Below are 18,551 nucleotides of genomic sequence, written 5' to 3' on the forward strand. Positions count from 1 at the left end.
AATCACGAGGACGCCTCCCTGTGGCGCGTCGGGCGCAGTGCGGGTCGGGTGTCGGCGGCCCGGTCGGCGTTCGCGGCCAGCCAGGCGGCCAGTTCGGCCGGGGTGGGGGTGGCGAACAGCTCCTCGATGGGCAGCTCCTCGCCGAGCAGGGCGCGGACCCGGCTGACCAGCCGGGTGGCGAGCAGCGAGTGGCCGCCCAGGGAGAAGAAGTCGTCGTCGACGCCGACCGTGGGCACGGCGAGCACCTCGGCGAAGGCGCCGCAGAGGGCGGCCTCGCGGGCGTTGGCCGGGCCGCGGTCGCCGCCGCCGCCGGTGGCGTGGTCGGGGGCGGGCAGGGCGGCCCGGTCGACCTTGCCGTTGAAGGTGAGCGGCAGCGCGTCGAGCAGCACGACGGCGTCGGGCCGGAGGTGGTCGGGGAGCCGGGCGGCGGCGTGCGCCGCGACGGCGGCGGCGAGTCGGTCGCGGTCGGCGTCGGGGTCGTCGGGCACCACGTACGCGACGAGCCGCCGGTCGCCGGGGACGTCCTCGCGGGCGATCACGGCGGCGCGGGAGACGCCCCGGCAGCCGGTGAGCACCTGGGCCACCTCGTCGGGTTCGACGCGGTAGCCGCGGATCTTCACCTGGTCGTCGGTGCGGCCCAGGAAGACGAGCTGACCGTCCGGCGTCCAGCGGGCCAGGTCGCCGGTGCGGTACATCCGCTCCCCGACCGCGAACGGGCACGCCACGAAGCGCGACGCCGTCAGCCCGCGGCGGTTCGCGTACCCGCGGGCCACCTGCGCGCCGGCGATGTACAGCTCCCCCGGCACGCCCGGCGGGACCGGGTGCAGCGCGTCGTCCAGCACGTACAGCCGGGTGTTCGCGATGGGGCGGCCGATGGGCACCACGTCCGCCACCGGGTCGCCGGCGGCGACCTCGTACACGCAGCAGCCGACCACGGTCTCGGTCGGGCCGTACTCGTTGACCACCACCGACTCGGGCGACCGGGCCAGCCAGGCGCGGACGTCGGCGCCGGGCAACGCCTCCCCGCCGACCACCAGCACCCGGCAGGACCGCGCGGCCTGCTCGGCCGTCAGCAGCTCCGCGAGCATGGGCAGGTGGCCGGGGACCGCCTTGACCAGGCCGAAGCCGGCGGACTCCCGGATCAGCGACGCCAGCCCGGTCGCCCCGCCGTCCTCGCTCACCACCACGGCCGACCCGGAGACCAGCGGCAGCAGCAGGCTCGTCACGGTCAGGTCGAAGGCCAGCGACGAGTGCAGCGGCGCCCCGCCGCCGGCGGCCATTCCGTAGGCGCCCGCCGCCCAGGCGATGTAGTTGGTCAGCCCCGCGTGGGTGACGGCCACACCCTTCGGCAGGCCGGTCGACCCCGACGTGTAGATCACGTACGCCACCTGGGCCGGCAGCAGCGGAACGTCGGGCGCGGTGGGCGGGCACAGGGCGAGGGTGGCGGCCACCACGGGGTCGTCCAGGTCCACGGTGGGGACCGGGCCGACGGGCAGCTCGTCGAGCACGTCGGTGGTGCCGAGCAGCACGGCGGCGCGGCTGTCGGTGAGCAGGAACCCGATCCGCTCGGCGGGGTAGCCGGGGTCGATCGGCAGGTAGCCGGCGCCGGCCTTCCAGGCGGCCAGGATGGACACCAGGGCCGCCGTGCCGCGGGGCAGGCAGATGCCGACCATCGACTCCGGGCCGACGCCGGTGGACCGCAGGTGGTGGGCCAGCCGGTTGGCCCGCTCGTCCAGCTCGCGGTAGCTGACCCGGTCGGTGCCGGAGACCACGGCGACCGCGTCCGGGGCGGCCGCCACCCGCGCCGCGATCCGGGCGGGCACGGCCTCCGCGCCCAGGTCGGCGGCGGTGTCGTTCCACTCCACCAGCACCCGCCGCCGGTCCCCGGCGTCGAGCACCGGGACCGCCGGAAGCGGCGTCTCCGGGGCGTCGGCCAGCGCGGTGACCAGGCCGTCCAGGGCGGTCTCCAGCAGGGCGGCGATCCGGGCCGGCTCGGCCGGGGCGACCGCGTCGACGGTGACCGCGAAGCCGTGGTCGAGGTCGCCGACGGAGACGTTGAGCGGGAAGTGGGTGCGCTCCTCGGCGGTGAGCAGCTCGACGCCGGGCAGGTCGACGTCGGCCTCCTGCACGGTGGCGCCGTGCCGGTAGTTGAAGACCGAGGTGACCAGCGGGCTTCCGCTGCGTACCCCGCTGGCCTGCTGGGCGACGGCGAGCGGGGCGTGCTCGTGGACCAGCAGCTCGGCGAGCTGGTCGCGCAGCGCGGTGAGGGCGCCGGCGACGGTGCCGCGCAGGCGGACCCGCACGGGCAGGGTGTTGAGGAACGGCCCGGAGATCCGGTCGGCGCCGGCGCCGGCCTGCATCCGGCCGAACAGGACGGTGCCGAAGACCACGTCGTCCCGACCGGAGATGGCGCCGAGCACCCGCGCCCAGGCGAGGTGCAGGACGGTGGCCGGGCTGAGGTTCCGGGTGCGGGCCACCTCGCGGACGCGGGCGGCGGCCGGGCCGTCGATGACGGTGTGCGCGCGGGTGATGCCGCTGCCGTCGCCGTGCACGTCGACCAGCCCGTACGGGGCGGTGGTCTCGGTGAGGTCGCCGAGCAGCGCGGCGAAGTGCCGCTCCTGCTCGGCCCGGCTGGCGCCGGCGCGCAGCCGGGCCACGAAGTCCCGGAACGGCAGCGGCGCCGGCAGCTCGTCGCCCCGCCCGGCCTGGAACGCGCGCAGCTCGGCGAAGAGCACCTCGGTGGTGGTCCGGTCGCGGACCAGGTGGTGCACCTGCCACAGCGCCAGCCACCGGCCGGTGCCCGGCTCGAGGGCGACCCGGAACCGCAGGAGCGGGGCCCGGTCCAGCGGCAGCCGGGGCAGGCCGGCGGCCATGAGCTGGTCGGCGGGGTCGCCGCCGGCCGGGTCCAGGACGGTCTCCTCGACCGGAACGGGGGCCGTGCGGAGCACCACCTGGACGGGCTCGGGCAGCCCCTCCCAGACGATGGCCGTGCGGTAGATGTCGTGCCGGTCGACCACCCGCTGGAACGCGTCGAGGAAGCCGTCGAGCGCGGCCCGGGAGTCGAAGCGGAGCACGGCCGAGGAGAGGTAGACGTCCACCTCGTCCTCGCCGCGGGTGAGGTGGTGCAGGAGGAGCCCCTCCTGGAAGGGGGCGAGCGGGTAGACGTCGGCGACGTTGCCGGCCCCGCCGGGCACGGCGGCGACCAGCCGGGCCAGCGCGGCCTCGTCCAGGTCGACCAGGGGCAGCATGTCCGGGGTGAGCGCGGTCGCGCCGGCCGGGATGCGGTTCGGCGGCACGGGCACCGGTTCGGGCCCGGCCTCCGCGGCGAGCCGCGCCGGGGTGGCGGTGCGGAACAGCGTGCGCATCGACACGGACAGGCCGCGGCCGCGCAGCCGCTCCAGCAGCGTGACGGCGAGCAGCGAGTTCCCGCCGAGAGCGAAGAAGTCGTCGTCCGGCCCGACCCGCGGCAGGCCCAGCACCTCGGCGTACACCTGGCAGAGCGCCTCCTCGCGGAGGTCGGCGGGCGCGCGGCCGGCGGTGACCGTGAGGTCGGGGGCGGGCAGGGCCCGGCGGTCGACCTTGCCGCTGGGTGCCAGGGGCAGGGCGTCCAGCACCACCACGGCGACCGGCACCATCCAGTGCGGCAGCCGCTCGGCGAGGTCGGCGCGGACCGCGTCGGCCAGGGCGCGCGGGTCGGCGTCCCGGTCGGCCGGCACGACGTACCCGACGAGCTGCCGCTCGCCGGCGGCGTCGGCGCGGGCCACGACGGCGGCCTGGGCCACGCCCGGGTGGGCGGCGGCGGCCACCTGCACCTCGTCCAGCTCGACGCGGTAGCCGCGGATCTTCACCTGGTCGTCGGTGCGGCCCAGGAAGACGAGCTGACCGTCCGGCGTCCAGCGGGCCAGGTCGCCGGTGCGGTACATCCGCTCCCCGGCCGCGAACGGGCACGCCACGAAGCGGGACGCGGTCAGCCCGGGACGGTTCGGGTAGCCGCGGGCCACCTGCGCGCCGGCGATGTACAGCTCGCCGACCGCGCCCGGCGGCACGGGATGCAACGCCTCATCCAACACGAACAGCCGGGTGTTCGCGACGGGGCGGCCGATCGGGACCACGTCCGCCACCGGGTCACCGGCGGCGACCTCGAACACGCAGCAGCCGACGACCGTCTCCGTCGGCCCGTACTCGTTCACCACCACCGACTCCGGCGACCGGGCCAGCCAGGCCCGGACGTCGGCGCCGGGCAGCGCCTCCCCACCGACCACCAGCGTCCGGCAGGAGCGGGCGGCCTCCTCCGGCCGCAGCAGCTCGGCCAGCAGCGGCAGGTGACCCGGCACCACCTTCACCAGCCCGAAGCCGGGTTCCGCCCGGATCAGCGAGGCCAGCCCGGTCGCGCCGCCCTCCTCGCTGACCACGACGGCCGACCCGGTGACCAGGGGCAGCAGCACGCTCGTCACCGTCAGGTCGAAGGCCAGCGACGAGTGCAGCGGCGCGCCGCCGGTGGCGTACGCGCCCGCCGCCCAGCCGAGGTAGTTGGCCAGCCCGGCGTGGGTGACCGCCACGCCCTTCGGCAGCCCGGTCGAGCCCGACGTGTAGATCACGTACGCCACCTGCGCCGGCAGCGGCGCGATCCCCAGGGCGGTGGTGGGCAGGGCGGACAGGGCCGAGTCGTGGACGTCGACGATGGCGGCCGGACCGTCGGCGGGGACGGCCGGCTGCGGGCCGGCGTCCACCCGGACCACCGCCCCGCTGTCCCGCAGCAGGTGGGCGGCCCGCTCCGCGGGCAGGTCCGGGTCGACGGGCAGCCAGGCGGCGCCGGCCTTCCAGGTGGCCAGGATCGCGGTGACCAGTTCGGGGCCCCGGGGCAGGCGGAGCGCCACGACCCGTTCCGGCCCCGCGCCGCGCTCGCGCAGCACCCGGGCCAGCTGGTTGGCCCGCGCGTCCAGCTCCCGGTAGGTGAGCCGCCGGTCGCCGCAGATCAGCGCGACGGCCTCGGGGTGGGCTTCGACCCGCGCCGCGAACCGGGCCGGCACGCTCTCCCCGCCCAGGTCGGCGTCCGTGTCGTTCCACTCCACGAGCACCCGCCGCCGCTCGTCGGCGTCGAGCAGGTCGAGCCGGCCGACGCGGTCGGTGGGCGCCGCGGCGGCGAGCAGCGCCAGGGCGGTACGGAACCGGCGCGAGATCACCGCGCCGGCGTCCGGCTCGTGCAGCTCCGGGTTCAGCTCGACAAGCGTCTGCATCGTCCCGTCGGACGCCCGCTCGTAGAGGTCGACGGTGACGTCGTGGGCCGGGCCGCCGGCCAGGCCGGTGCGGGTGGCCACGGTGTCGCCGAAGCGCGGCGGCCGGTCCAGGGTGAGCACGTTGACGGTGAGGCCGCGCAGCGAGCCCCGGCCGACCAGGCCGAGGTCGCCGAGGATCTCGCCGTGCTGGTAGCGCTGGTGGCGCAGGCCCGCGCGGACCGCCTCGCCGGTCTCCCGCAGCAGCTCGGCGACGGTGGCCGCCGGCCGGACCCGCAGCCGGATCGGCAGCACGTTCGAGGTCATGCCGGGCACCCCCAGCTCGCGGCGGGTCGTGCGGCCGGCGACCGGCACGCCGACCACCACGTCCCGCTCCCCCGTGGTGCGCGCCTGGAGCAGCGCGGCGGCGGCCACGGCCAGGGTGGCGAAGCCGGTACGCAGCCGGCGGGCGGCGGCACGCAGGCCGGCCGCGGTGTCCGGGGTGAGGTCGTGCCGGTGCCGCAGCGGGCGCGGGGGCAGCCGGCGCAGGTGCTCCCCGCCGGTGGTCACGCTCTCCGGCAGCTCGGCGAGGGCGTCGCGCCAGTACCGCCGGTCCCGGTCCCGCTCCGGCGACTCCCGGTACGCGCGGTCGGCGTCGAGCAGCACCGACAGCGGCGGCAGCGGCGTGCCCTCGGCCGTGCCGTCGAGCAGCGCGGTGTACCGCTGCGCGACCCGGGCGGCCAGGGCGGCCAGGCTGCCGCCGTCGAGGAGGAGGTGGTGGGCGCGCTGGTACCAGAGCACCCGGTCCGGGGCGATCCGGAACACCGCGAACCCGCAGAGCGGGCCGTCGCGCAGGTCCGCCGGGCGGTCCAGGTCCTCGGCCATCCACCGCTCGGCCGCGGCCCGCGGGTCGGGCTCGGCGCTGAGGTCGGCGACGTGGACGGGGTGCGGCACCGGGTCGGCGACGTGCTGCCGGGGCGTGCCGCCGTCGGCCCGGAAGCGCAGCCGCAGGGCGTCCGCCTCGGCCAGCGCGCCGCGCAGCGCCCGGACCAGCAGGTCGACGTCGACGTCCCCGTGCAGCTCGTGGTACTCGCCCACGTTGAACACCGGGCTCTCCGGCGCCAACTGCTGGGCGTACCAGACGCCGAGCTGGGCGGCGGTCAGCTCGCGGGGCTCCTGTCCCGACACCACGGTCACCTCCGCCTCACTTCCCGGCCAGCGCCACGAGCTCGGCCGCGACGGCGGCCAGCGAGTCCGCCTCCCAGAGCAGGGTGGGCTCGACCGTCAGCCCGAAGGTCTCCTCGATGTCGCCGCAGAGCGCGAAGGCGTACACCGAGTCCAGCCCGTACTCGGTCAGCGGCGCGTCCGCGTCGATCTCCTCCGCCGGACAGCGCAGGTAGTCGGCGACCCGCTCGACCAGCCAGGACCGGACGAGGTCGGGCGTCAGCCGGTAGGCCGCCAGGTCGGTCTCGGACATGGGGTACCTCCTCGACCCGGCAGCCGCCGGGTGCGTCAGTGGGAAGCGGTACGGCTCGACGGCGACGTCAAGCGGGTCTCGGGCGGCGCCACCACCCCGCCGGGCCGGCGGCCGGACGCCGCCGCGTGGCTGGCCGGTGCATGTACGGTCGTGGATGCACGGGCTCCACAGCGGTCCACTATGGCGCAGCCCCGAGCGGACGATCAACAAGCCCGGAACACCCGCGCACGGCCCTGTTCAACTGCGACATCGCGCCGGTTGCACACCCGCCCGCGCACCGGTCGCACACCCCCGGCGAGGTGTCCGCGCACAGGCTGTACCGCCTCCCGGCGCGGTGCCATAGTGAACCGCGCCCGCGCCGGGTCCACCGACCGGCGTCGCTGGCAGCGCAGTGCCGTGTCCTGTGACGCGCCGTCCGCTCGGCGTGCTGCGGCCTACCTCTTCCGCCGGTCGCGCTCCGGCGTACGACACCCAGGATGGAGAGACGACATGGGCGATGCCGCCGAGCCGAGGTATCTCCGCTCGAACGTGATCCTCGAGCCGCTGGTCGACCGGTTCTACGCGTGGCTGCACACGGTCGCGCCCGTGCAGGCGTCGATGAACCTGGCGTTCCTGCACCTGCCGCTGCTCGAGTCGTACCTGCAGAACCCGTCGGTGCACGTCACGGCGAGCACCAACCCGGCGATGCGCGGCGGCTACTTCGTCGGCATCGAGGAAGAGCGCGCCGGCGAGGTGGCCGACCTGGTCAAGTCGATCAAGGAGGACCGGGCGGAGATGCTGGCCTTCGCGGCCGGCGTCGCCGAGGCCGAGGACATGATCCGCCAGGAGGCCACCGGGTTCGACCTCACGCCGCTCTACCCGAAGCTGCCGGCCGCGCTGAAGGGCCTGGTGGAGATGGCGTACGACACCAGCAACCAGGCGTCGCTGCACTTCCTGGAGGCGCTGCTCTACCACAGCCCCGCGTACGACGAGGGCCGCCAGTCGGTGCAGCTCTCGCTCGACGACGGCGTGGAGCGGCCGTTCATCCTCAGCACGCCGCGGCTGTCGAAGCCCGGGGTGCTCGACCTGCCGCTGCCGTTCCGCCACCCGGGCCTGGCCGAGCTGGTCGCCGCCCGGGTCCGCCCCACCACGCTGGACCGGCTGCGCGAGGCGCTGGAGCTGGACGACAGCCAGGCGGGCGCGCTCGACCGGCTGCTCACCGACCGGCCGAGCCTCTCCCCCGACCGGCACATCGACGGCGGCGGCCGGATCCGCTACTACGGCCACGCGTGCCTCGTGTTCCAGACCGAGCAGGCGGCCATCGTGACCGACCCGTTCATCAGCACCGACAACCGCCACGGCGACCGGTTCACCCTGGACGACCTGCCGGACCACATCGACCTGGTGCTCATCACCCACGGCCACCAGGACCACATCGTGCTGGAGACGCTGCTCCAGCTGCGCGGCCGGATCGGCGCCGTGGTGGTGCCGCGCACCTCCCGGGGCAACCTGCCGGACCCGTCGATGGGGCTCTACCTCAAGCACCTGGGCCTGCCGGTGGTCGAGGTGGACGACTTCGACGAGGTGGCCTTCCCCGGCGGCACGGTGACCGCCACGCCGTTCCTCGGCGAGCACGCCGACCTCGACATCCGCGGCAAGTCGACCTACTGGCTCCGGCTGGCCGGCAAGTCGATTTTCGTGGGCGCCGACTCCTCCGGCATCGACCCGACCCTCTACCGCTACGTGCGGGGCCACCTCGGGAAGGCGGACATCGCCTTCCTCGGCATGGAGTGCGACGGCGCGCCGCTGACCTGGCTCTACAAGGGTCTGCTCACCAAGCCGGTCAGCAAGAAGATGAGCGACTCGCGCAAGCTGTCCGGCTCGAACGCCGCCCAGGCGGGCCAGATCATGACCGAGCTCGGCGCGGACGAGGGCTACATCTACGCCATGGGCGAGGAGAGCTGGCAGGGCCACGTCATGGCCACCACGTACACCGAGGACACCTACCAGCTCAAGCAGATCGAGGAGTTCCTGAGCTGGTGCGGGGACCGGGGGCTGACCGGCGAGCACCTGTTCAACAAGCGCGAGTGGCGCTGGTGACGTCCCCACCATGGACTTCCTGACCAGCAACGGGATCCGGCTCGCCTACCAGCGCTCCGGCGCGGGCGAGCCGGTTCTCCTGATCATGGGCTCGGACTCGGCCGGGCGGGCCTGGACCATGCACCAGACCCCCGCCCTGCACCGGGCCGGCTACGCCACGGTCGTCTTCGACAACCGGGGCATCCCGCCGTCGGACGCGCCCGCCGGCAAGTACGCGCTGGCGGACATGGTGGCCGACACCCGGGGCCTCATCGAGGCGCTGGGCCTGGTCCCGTGCCGGATCGTGGGCACCTCGCTGGGCGCGATGATCGCCCAGGAGCTGGCCATCGACCATCCGGAGCTGGTGCGGTGCGCGGTGCTCGTGGCCACCCGGGGCCGGCTGGACGCGGCCCGGCGGGCCCAGCACGAGGCCGGTCTCGCGCTGATCGAGTCGGGGCTGCGGCTGCCCGCCGCGTACGAGGCGGCGCACAAGGTGTTCACCATGTTCTCGCCGGCCACCCTGAACGACGACACCGCGGTGGCCGGCTGGCTGGACCTCTTCGAGCTGTCCGGTGCCGGCCTCACCAGCAGCGGCCAGGCATGGGCCGACCTGACCGGCGACCGGCTCGCGGCGCTGGGCCGGGTCACCGCCCCGTGCCGGGTGGTCGCCTTCGCCGACGACCTGATCACCCCGCCGCACCTGTGCGCCGAGGTGGCCGAGGCGATCCCCGACTGCGACCTGGTCGAGATCCCCGACTGCGGCCACCTCGGCTACCTGGAGCGCCCGGACGAGCTGAACCGGGCGCTCATCGAATTTTTCGACACCCACTAGCCGTCCGCCGGCCACCCCGGCGACGGCGCGACCACGAAGAGGGTTTTGTGGCCACGATGGACGGCCCAGGCTTGGGCGTGCTCGGTCTCCGCGTCGAGAATCTGGTTGAACCGCAGAAGATCAAACCCGGCACCGTACGCCGGATCCTGCCGTACGCCCTGCGCTACCGCTGGTCGCTGCTCGTGGTGCTGCTGACCACGATCGTCGAGTCGGTCATCACGGTGGCGAGCCCGCTGCTGCTCAAGATGATCATCGACGACGGCATCATCCCCGGGAAGAAGTCGGTGGTGGTCGGGCTGGCCGCGCTGGTCGCCGGCCTGGCACTGGTGAACGTCGTGGCGATCTACGCGCAGACCTGGTTCTCCGGGCGGGTCGGGCAGGGGCTCATCTACGACCTGCGCACCAAGGTCTTCGCGCACGTGCAGCGGCAGCCGCTGGCGTTCTTCACCCGCACCCAGACCGGGTCGCTGGTCAGCCGGCTCAACACCGACGTGGTCGGCGCCGAGCAGGCGGTCAGCTCGCTGCTGTCCCAGACGGTCTCCACGGTGCTGACCCTGGTCCTGGTGCTGGTCACCATGTTCTGGCTGTCCTGGCCGCTCACCGTGGCGGCGCTGGTGCTGATTCCGATCTTCTTCCTCCCCGGCAAGCTGGTCGCCGGGCGGCTGGAGCGGCTGGCCCGCGGCGGCATGCAGATCGACGCCGAACTGGGCTCGATGATGGCCGAACGGTTCAACGTCTCCGGCGCCATGCTGGTCAAGCTCTACGGCCGCCCGGCCGAGGAGGAGAAGACCTTCTCCGGCAAGGCCGCCCGGGTCCGCGACATCGCCATCTCCATGGCGGTGCACGGCCGGATCCTGTTCATCCTGGCCACCCTCCTCGCCACCGTCACCACCGCGCTGGTGTACGGCTTCGGCGGCAGCCTCGTGATCGACGGCCGCCTGGGCGTCGGCACCCTGGTCGCCATGGTGGCCCTGCTGCTCCAGCTGTACGGCCCGATCAACCAGCTCACCAACATCCAGGTCGACGTGATGACCGCCCTGGTCAGCTTCGACCGGGTCTTCGAGGTCCTCGACCTCAAGCCGCTCATCGCCGAGCGCCCCGGCGCCCGGGACCTGCCGGCCACCTCGGCCGGCACCGCCCCGGACGTGGAGTTCGACAAGGTGACGTTCCGCTACCCCGCCGCCGACGAGGTCTCGCTGGCCTCGCTGGAGACCCTCTCGCTGCCCGGCCGCGAGAAGGGCGGCAGCACCCAGATCCTCACCGACGTGAGCTTCGTGGCGCCGGCGGGCGCGCTCACCGCGCTGGTCGGGCCGTCCGGCGCCGGCAAGACCACCATCACCCACCTGGTGCCCCGGCTCTACGACCCCAGCGCCGGCGCGGTGCGGATCGGCGGGCACGACGTCCGCGAACTGACCCTGCGCTCGCTCGGCGACACGGTCGGCGTGGTCACCCAGGACGCGCACCTGTTCCACGACACCATCCGGGCCAACCTGCTCTACGCCCGCCCCGACGCCACCGAGCGCGAGCTGGTGGAGGCGTGCGAGGCGGCCCGGATCTGGGAACCCATCTCGGAGCTGCCCGACGGGCTGGACACCGTCGTCGGCGACCGCGGCTACCGGCTGTCCGGCGGCGAGAAGCAGCGCCTCGCCGTGGCCCGGCTGCTGCTGAAGTCCCCGCCCATCGTGGTCCTCGACGAGGCCACCGCCCACCTGGACTCCGAGTCCGAGGCGGCCATCCAGCGGGCGCTGAAGACGGCGCTGGCCGGGCGTACCTCACTGGTCATCGCGCACCGCCTCTCCACCATCCTGGACGCCGACCAGATCCTGGTCATCGACGGCGGCCGGATCCAGGAGCGCGGCACGCACGAGGAGCTGCTCGCCCTCGACGGCCTGTACGCCGAGCTGTACCGCACCCAGTTCGCCCACCAGCGCGGCGCCGACCCCGATCCCCTCCTCCCCGCCGCCCACCCCGCCTGACCCCGCGTTGTCGATCAGGAAGTGCGCGTCAGGTAGCAGGCGCACTTCCTGATCAATCGCGTCTGGAGGCGCCCGGCCGGGTCAGCGCACCCGCCGGCCGGCGCGGAACACGGCCGTGACGGCGCGGACAGCGGTGACGTCGGCGAGGGGATCGCCTTCCACGGCGAGCAGGTCGGCGTCGAAGCCGGGCGCCAGCCGTCCCTTGCGGTCGCCGACCCGGCACGCCTGTGCGGCCAGCGAGGTCATCGCGCGCAGCGCCTCGACCGGCGGGAACCCGCAGTCGACCAGCATCGCGGCGCCGTACGGGAGGACGTCGTGCGGCTTCGGCGGCCCGATGCCGGCGTCGCTGCCACAGACCACCGTGACGCCGGCTTCCCGCATCCGGCGCAGGTTGGCCAGGAACCCGTCGATCCGGGCGGATATCCGCGGCGGGGGTGCGGATCCGGGAACGACCCCGAGGGTCGCCGAGACGACGATGCCCGCCCGCGCGATCGCCTCGATCAGGTCCGGGCGTGAGTCCACCCCGTCGTCCGTCATGAACGAGCAGTGCTCGATCGTGTCGACTCCCGCGGCGACGGCGCTCTCGATTCCCGACACGCCATGGGCGTGCACCGCCACGGGCAATCCGTGAAGATGGGCCTCCTCGACGGCCGCGCGCAGCTCGTCCGGCCCGTACTGCGCCTCGTGCGAACGGGTCCCGGGTGTCATCTCGCCGCCGGTCGCCATCACCTTGATCACGTCGACGCCCCGCTCGGCGCGGACACGTACCGCGGCCCGGACGCCGTCGACCCCGTCCGCCGCCCCGCCGAGGAACCAGCAGTGGCCCTGGCTGGTGGTGACGGGCGGGCCGGCCGCGAGGATCTGCGGACCGGCAGCGGGCTCGGCACGAAGCTCGTCGCGCAGCCGCACCGCCAGATAGGCCCGGTCGCCCAGGTCCCGCACGGTCGTGATGCCCGCCGCCAGGCAGGTGCGCGCCGCGGTGCGCATGCGGCCGAGCAGTTCCTCGTCCGAGAGCCGCTCCAGGGCGCCGACCGGGTCCGCGCTGGCGTCGAAGACCAGATGCACGTGGGCGTCGACAAGGCCGGGCAGCAGTGTCGTGCCGCCCAGGTCGATCACCTCCGCGCCCGGCGGCGGCGCACCACCGGCCCGCACGTCGACGATGCGCCCGTGGTCGACAAGGACCAGGGGCCGCTCGACCAGGACGGGACTGACGCCGTCGAACGCGGCACCGCCACGAATCGCCAACATGTCGACCACCACCACGCCATCGACAGGCTTCCGGCACACCCCCGTGGCAGTCAGCTAAACGTGCCCGACCCGCCGCCGCCATCGGCCGAGCGGTCGCGCTGTCGGGCGGGCGGTCGCGGTGTCGGGCGGGCGGCGGCGGGCCGGACCGGGCCGGCCCGCCGTCGGGGTCAGTCGGCGGTGAGGCGGTCCCGCTCCACCGCCTCGTACAGCGCGCGGATGTTGCGGCTGCCGAAGCCGCGCGAGCCGCGCCGCTGGATGAGCTCGTAGAAGAGGGTGTTCGCCTCGTAGGGCGACCGGGTGAAGAGCTGGAGCAGGTAGCCCCACTCGTCGCGGTCGGCCAGCACGTTGGTCTCGCGGAGCTGGGAGATCTCCTCGGTCATCCCGGTGAACCGGTCGGCGAGCATCTCGTAGTAGGTGTCCGGGGTGTTGAGGAACTCCACGCCCAGGGCACCGTACTCGCGTACCGCGGGGACGATCTCGTCGACCAGGAAGGCGAGGTGCTGCACGCCGGGGCCGCCGTTGCGGCCGAGGAACGCGTCGAGCTGCCCGGGGCTCCTGGTCGGGTCCGGCGCGACGAGGGTGAAGGTCACCTCGCCGGAGGCGCTGCGGACCACGATCGAGTCCATGGCCTGGTCGCCCACCGCCACGTACTCGCTGAAGTACCGGTCCAGCCCGAGGGCCGCGCCGTAGTAGTCGGCGTGCTGTTCGAGGGTGCCGCCGGCCAGGCAGACCGCCACGTGGTCGAGCTTGCGGATCCTTCCGGCGGGGCCGTCCGGGGCGGTCGACGGCGTCCAGTCGCCGATCGCGGGCAGCCGGTCGGTCGGGCCGCCGGTGGCGGGCAGCAGGGTGTGGCCGACGTCGCCGAAGCCGGTGACCACGGGGTGGCCGCGGAAGGAGCGGCTCACGGTGGCGCCGGCCGCCGCGGCGGCCTCGACGGTGGCGTCCACGTCGTCACAGGTCAGCGCGATGTCCGCGATGCCGTCGCCGTGCCCGTCGAGAAACTTCCAGGTCTTCGGCCCGGCCGTGACGATGATCTTCACGGTGCCCTGCCGGAGCAGGGTGGAGCGGGTGTCGTCCACCGCGGACTCGGCGACCTGCCGGAATCCGAAGCGGGAGACGAAGTAGTCGACCGCGGACCGCTGATCGCCCACGTACAGCTCGACGTATTCAATCTCTCGTGCAACCACGGAGCTTCCTTTCGCAGCCGGGGATGGCGGAAGGGGACGGGTCCACGCCGACACGGCAGGGACCGCCGACCATCACCAAGAGGGGTTTCCGTCCGCCGGGCCGGAGGCCGGCGCGAGCGCGACAGCCGTTGCCCCGCCGGACGGAGCCGAGGCCGAGAGCTGCCCGTTTCCTACGCACGGTCACTATGGCCCACCGTCACGGCGTCCATCAACGCGCCGCCGCCGGGCCGGTCACGGGCCCGAGGAGGGTCGCTGTGCGACTGCGCTTCGCCGCCAGTTGGACAGCCGCCGCGACCGGCCACTGTGCCCGGTCGCCGGTCGCTGCCCGATTGATCGGGGCAGGAAGCGGTGCCACAGTACGATCCGCGCCGCCGCCGGGGTGCCGACGCGGCGCCGAGACCGGTCGGCCCGGGCGCCCCGCCGCCCGCGCCTCGACCCCGCTTCCCCGACCCGCCGCGACGGCCCCGCGCCGCCGACCGCCCGGGGAGGACCCGCCGTCCGACAGGAGAGGGTGACCGACATGACCACGGTCGTGTGCCGTCCGCGCAGCAAGCCCCGCATGTGGGGGTGGACTTTCCGATGACCACCACGCTCAGCGCACCCGAGCAGGGCGTACTCCGTCTCCCCGCCGCCCGCCCCCGCAGCCGCCCGGCCGCCCCGCCGGCGGCCCGGATCACCGGGGTCGGCACCGCGGTGACCGCCGACTCGTACAGTCAGCGGGAGCTGCTCGACATCTTCGACATCACCGACCCGCGGATCCGGTCGGTCTTCCTCAACAGCGCCATCGACCGCCGGCACCTCACCCTGCCGCCCCGGGACGCCGCCGGCGCGGTGCTCCCCGAGAGCCAGGGCGCGCTCCTGGCCAAGCACCGGCGGCTGGCCGTCGAGATGGGCGCGAACGCCGTACGCGAGTGCCTCGCCCGCATCGGCGCCGACCCGCGCGACATCGACTACCTGTGCTGCGTCACCACCACCGGCTTCCTCACCCCGGGGCTGAGCGCCTTCCTCATCCGGGAGCTGGGCATCGAGGTCCGCTGCCACCGGGTGGACGTGGTGGGCATGGGCTGCAACGCCGGCCTGAACGCGCTCGGCGGGACCGCCGCCTGGTCCGTCGCCCACCCCGGACGCCTCGCCCTCATGGTGTGCACGGAGGCGTGCTCCGCCGCGTACGTGATCGACGGGAGCATGCGGACGGCGGTGGTGAACAGCCTGTTCGGCGACGGCGCGGCCGCGATCGCCCTGGTCGCTCCCGCGGACGGCGACGCCGCTGCGGAGCCGGCCGGCCCACGGATCCTGTCGTTCGCCAGTCACCTCATCACCGACGCCATGGGCGCCATGCGCTACGACTGGGACGACGACCAGCACAAGTTCAGCTTCTACCTGGACCCGGACATCCCCTACGTGGTCGGCGCGCACGCGGAGCGGGTCGTCGACCGGCTCCTCGGCGAGCACCACCTGCGCCGCAGCGACATCCGGCACTGGCTGGTGCACTCCGGCGGCAAGAAGGTGATCGACGCGGTCCGCGTCAACCTCGGGCTGTCCCGGCACGACGTCCGGCACACCATCGGCGTGCTGCGTGACCACGGCAACCTGTCGAGCGGTTCGTTCCTCTTCTCCTACCGGCGGCTGATCGAGGAGGGCGTGGTGCGGCGTGGCGACCAAGGCGTCATGATGACCATGGGTCCGGGCTCCACCATCGAGACGGCGCTGGTCCAGTGGTGACCGCGCCGGCCGCGAACGGCTTCGCGGAGACGAGCCCCGAGCCGGACCTGCCGACGCTGCGCGTCGACGGCGCCGCTCCCCTGACCACCGAGATGGTCGCCGCGCTGCGCGCCCTCTGCGACCGGGTGGAGGATCGGGGCGACCCGCTGGTCGTGCTGCACGTGTCGGGCGCGCCCGGCCCGGGCTGGGCCGACGACCTCACCGTCGCCCTGGTCAGTCGCTGGGAACGCGAGCTGCGCCGGTTGGAGTGCCTGCCGGCGACCTCGGTGGCGGTGGCGCACGGCGACTGCGGCGGCGCGGCGCTGGACGCGCTGCTCGCCACCGACCACCGGATCGCGGCCGGCCCGGCCCGGCTGGTGCTGCCGCTGGTCACCGGCGCGACCTGGCCGGGCATGGCCGTCTACCGGCTCACCCAGCAGTGCGCCGACCGGTCGGCGGTCCGCCGGGCGGTCCTGCACGGCACGCCGCTGGACACCGCCACCGCCCTGGCCGGGCACCTGCTCGACGAGGTGACCGACGACGTCCCCGCGGCGCTCGCCGCGGCGGCCGGCCGGGCCGCCGGGCTGCCCGGCGCGGAGCTGGCGGTGCGGCGCCGGCTGCTCTTCGAGGCGGCCACGGCCGGCTTCGACGAGGCGCTCGGCGTCCACCTCGCCGCCTGCGACCGGATGCTGCGCCGGCGGGAGGAGGCGTCGTGACCGGCCTGCTCTCCGAGGCCCCGGCGGCGGCCACGGAGGCCGTCCGGGCCGACCTGGCCACCGCCCGCGCGGTCCTCACCCGGGAGGCCCGCCGGGTGGAGGCGGTGCTCGCCGCGCTGCCCGTGCCGGACCTACGCTCGCCGCACCAGCGGGCCGCCGCGGAGACGGCCAAGGACCGGGTACGCCGGCTGCGCGCCGCCTTCCTCGACGCGCATGTGGACGCCGTCTACGACGAGGTGACCGCCGGCCGGGAGCTGCGCCTGGCCGAGCTCTGCGCGGCGGCCGCCCGGGCCTTCCCCGGGCTGGTGCCCGACGCGGCGCGGCTCGCGGCCGAGCGCGCCCGCCCGCAGCTGCGCAAGGAGGGGCACGAGATCGACCAGGGCCTCTTCCTGGGGCGCGTGCTCGGCTCCCCCACGTCCGGCCGACACCTGCTGGACGCCATGCTGCGGCCCACACCCCGGGCCCGGGAGCTGCTGCCCGAGTTCCGCCGCACCGGCGCGCTCGACCTCGGCTCGGTGCGGCTGCGCCGGGAGGACGGGGCGGCGCGGATCACCATGTGCCGCGACGACTGCCTCAACGCCGAGGACGAGCGCCAGGTCGACGACATGGAGACCGCCGTCGACCTGGCCCTGCTGGACCCCGGGGTCGAGGTCGGCGTGGTGCGGGGCGGGGTCATGACCCACCCCCGACACGAGGGGCGGCGCGTGTTCAGCGCGGGCATCAACCTCAAGGCGCTGCACGCCGGGCAGATCACGCTGACCGGCTTCCTGCTCCGCCGGGAGCTGGGCTACCTGGCCAAGATCCGGGGCGGCCTGCGCGACGAGGAGGCGCCGTGGCACGCGCCGACGGTGCAGAAGCCGTGGATCGCCGCGGTGGACACCTTCGCCATCGGCGGCGGGATGCAGCTGTTGCTGGTCTTCGACCACGTGATCGCCGCCGACGACGCGTACCTCAGCCTGCCGGCCGCCCAGGAGGGGATCGTGCCCGGGGTGGCCAACCTGCGGCTGACCCGGATCGCCGGCCCCCGGCTGGCCCGGCAGGTGATCCTGCTGGGCCGCCGCATCCGGGCCATCGAACCGGAGGCGCGCCTGCTGCTGGACGAGGTGGTGGAGCCGGCCGCGGTGGACGGGGCGGTCGAGGACGCGGTGGCCCGGCTGCGGCAGCCGGCGGTGGCGCCGAACCGGCGGATGCTGAGCGTCGGCGAGGAGTCGCCGGAGGAGTTCCGCCGCTACCTGGCCGAGTTCGCGGTGCAGCAGGCGCTGCGGCTCTACAGCGACGACGTGATCGGCAAGGTGGGCCGGTTCGGCCACCCGGGAGGACCGCCGCGGTGACCCCTCGCGTGCGGTACGAGAAGGCCGACCACGTCGCCCGGGTGACGCTGGACCGGCCCGAGGTGCTGAACGCGATGGACCTGCGCATGCACGCCGAGCTGGCCGAGGTCTGGGACGACGTGGAGGCCGACGACGACATCCGGGTGGTCGTGCTGACCGGCGCCGGGGACCGGGCCTTCTCCGTCGGGCAGGACCTGCGGGAGCGGGCCCGGCTGGACGCCGACGGCGTGCCGCCGAGCAGCTTCGGCTCGCACGGGCAGCCCGGCTGGCCCCGGCTCACCGAGCGCTTCGACCTCTCCAAGCCCGTGCTGGCCCGGGTCGACGGGTACGCCCTCGGCGGCGGTTTCGAGCTGGCCCTGGCCTGCGACCTGGTCGTCGCCTCCGACCGGGCCGTCTTCGCCCTGCCCGAGCCGCGCCTCGGGCTGGTTCCGGGGGCGGGCGGGGCGTTCCGGCTCAGCCGGCAGGTGCCGTTGAAGGCGGCCATGGGCTACCTGCTCACCGGCCGCCGGATGGACGCCGGCACCGCCTACGCCCTGGGGCTGGTCAACGAGGTGGTGCCGGCCGCCGAGCTGGACCGCTGCGTGGCCGGCTGGGTGGCCGACCTGCTGGCCTGCGCGCCGCTGGCGCTGCGGGCGATCAAGCAGGCGGTGCTGGGGTCGTTGGACCGGCCGCTGCCCGAGGCGTTCGCCGGCCGGTACGGCTGGGAGGAGCGCCGCCGGGCCAGCCGGGACGCCGTGGAGGGCCCGCGGGCCTTCGCCGAGAAACGCGCGCCGGTCTGGCTGGGCCGGTGAGCCCGTGCCCCGGACCGACCG

At 74.8% G+C, this 18,551-nt stretch carries 11 protein-coding genes; 7 read left to right on the top strand and 4 right to left on the bottom strand.

Annotated elements, in window-relative coordinates; all coding sequences use genetic code 11:
• Nucleotides 1-2 precede the first annotated feature (2 nt).
• Both NLX85_RS24960 and NLX85_RS24965 read right to left on the bottom strand, forming a co-directional pair.
• Entirely contained in the window at nt 3-6,401 is a 6,399-nt protein-coding gene (locus NLX85_RS24960) for a non-ribosomal peptide synthetase (RefSeq protein ID WP_254339039.1), read from the bottom strand.
• 16 nt (nt 6,402-6,417) lie between these two features.
• Entirely contained in the window at nt 6,418-6,690 is a 273-nt protein-coding gene (locus tag NLX85_RS24965; protein ID WP_254339040.1) for an acyl carrier protein, read from the bottom strand.
• A gap of 489 nt (nt 6,691-7,179) precedes the next feature.
• Here NLX85_RS24965 and NLX85_RS24970 point away from each other — a divergent pair, with 489 nt between their 5' ends.
• The 3 genes from NLX85_RS24970 to NLX85_RS24980 all read left to right on the top strand — a co-directional run bounded on the left by NLX85_RS24970 (nt 7,180) and on the right by NLX85_RS24980 (nt 11,556).
• Nucleotides 7,180-8,769 (top strand): MBL fold metallo-hydrolase, encoded by a 1,590-nt coding sequence (locus NLX85_RS24970; protein ID WP_254339041.1) that lies wholly within the window; start codon nt 7,180-7,182, stop codon nt 8,767-8,769.
• A gap of 10 nt (nt 8,770-8,779) precedes the next feature.
• Entirely contained in the window at nt 8,780-9,580 is an 801-nt protein-coding gene (locus tag NLX85_RS24975; RefSeq protein ID WP_254339042.1) for an alpha/beta fold hydrolase, read from the top strand.
• Nucleotides 9,581-9,657: 77 nt separating this feature from the next.
• Nucleotides 9,658-11,556 carry an ABC transporter ATP-binding protein gene (locus tag NLX85_RS24980; protein WP_254339044.1) on the top strand — a complete coding sequence of 633 codons (1,899 nt, stop codon included), beginning with the start codon at nt 9,658-9,660 and terminating at the stop codon, nt 11,554-11,556.
• A gap of 81 nt (nt 11,557-11,637) precedes the next feature.
• Here NLX85_RS24980 and NLX85_RS24985 read toward each other — a convergent pair whose 3' ends face one another.
• Entirely contained in the window at nt 11,638-12,804 is a 1,167-nt protein-coding gene (locus tag NLX85_RS24985) for an amidohydrolase family protein (protein WP_254339046.1), read from the bottom strand.
• Nucleotides 12,805-12,971: 167 nt separating this feature from the next.
• Nucleotides 12,972-13,991, bottom strand: coding sequence for a 4-hydroxyphenylpyruvate dioxygenase (gene hppD / locus NLX85_RS24990; protein WP_254339048.1), 1,020 nt, complete (start codon nt 13,989-13,991; stop codon nt 12,972-12,974).
• 579 nt (nt 13,992-14,570) lie between these two features.
• Between hppD and dpgA the strand changes: the two genes are divergently transcribed.
• Genes dpgA through dpgD form a run of 4 tightly spaced genes read left to right on the top strand, consistent with a single transcriptional unit; the run spans nt 14,571 to nt 18,530 of the window.
• Complete coding sequence (dpgA, locus tag NLX85_RS24995) at nt 14,571-15,713, top strand: 3,5-dihydroxyphenylacetyl-CoA synthase DpgA (RefSeq protein WP_254339050.1); 1,143 nt, start codon at nt 14,571-14,573, stop codon at nt 15,711-15,713.
• Nucleotides 15,710-16,408: an enoyl-CoA-hydratase DpgB gene (gene dpgB / locus NLX85_RS25000; protein ID WP_254339052.1), complete on the top strand. Its 699-nt coding sequence runs from the start codon at nt 15,710-15,712 to the stop codon at nt 16,406-16,408. The genes dpgA and dpgB overlap by 4 nt, the downstream gene beginning before the upstream one ends.
• Nucleotides 16,405-17,739 carry a (3,5-dihydroxyphenyl)acetyl-CoA 1,2-dioxygenase DpgC gene (gene dpgC, locus NLX85_RS25005; RefSeq protein ID WP_254339054.1) on the top strand — a complete coding sequence of 445 codons (1,335 nt, stop codon included), beginning with the start codon at nt 16,405-16,407 and terminating at the stop codon, nt 17,737-17,739. The genes dpgB and dpgC overlap by 4 nt, the downstream gene beginning before the upstream one ends.
• Complete coding sequence (gene dpgD, locus NLX85_RS25010) at nt 17,736-18,530, top strand: enoyl-CoA-hydratase DpgD (RefSeq protein WP_254339056.1); 795 nt, start codon at nt 17,736-17,738, stop codon at nt 18,528-18,530. The genes dpgC and dpgD overlap by 4 nt, the downstream gene beginning before the upstream one ends.
• Nucleotides 18,531-18,551: the final 21 nt, after the last annotated feature.

The sequence above is a fragment of the Micromonospora sp. A3M-1-15 genome (assembly GCF_024213425.1).
Taxonomy (GTDB): Bacteria; Actinomycetota; Actinomycetes; order Mycobacteriales; family Micromonosporaceae; genus Micromonospora; species Micromonospora chersina.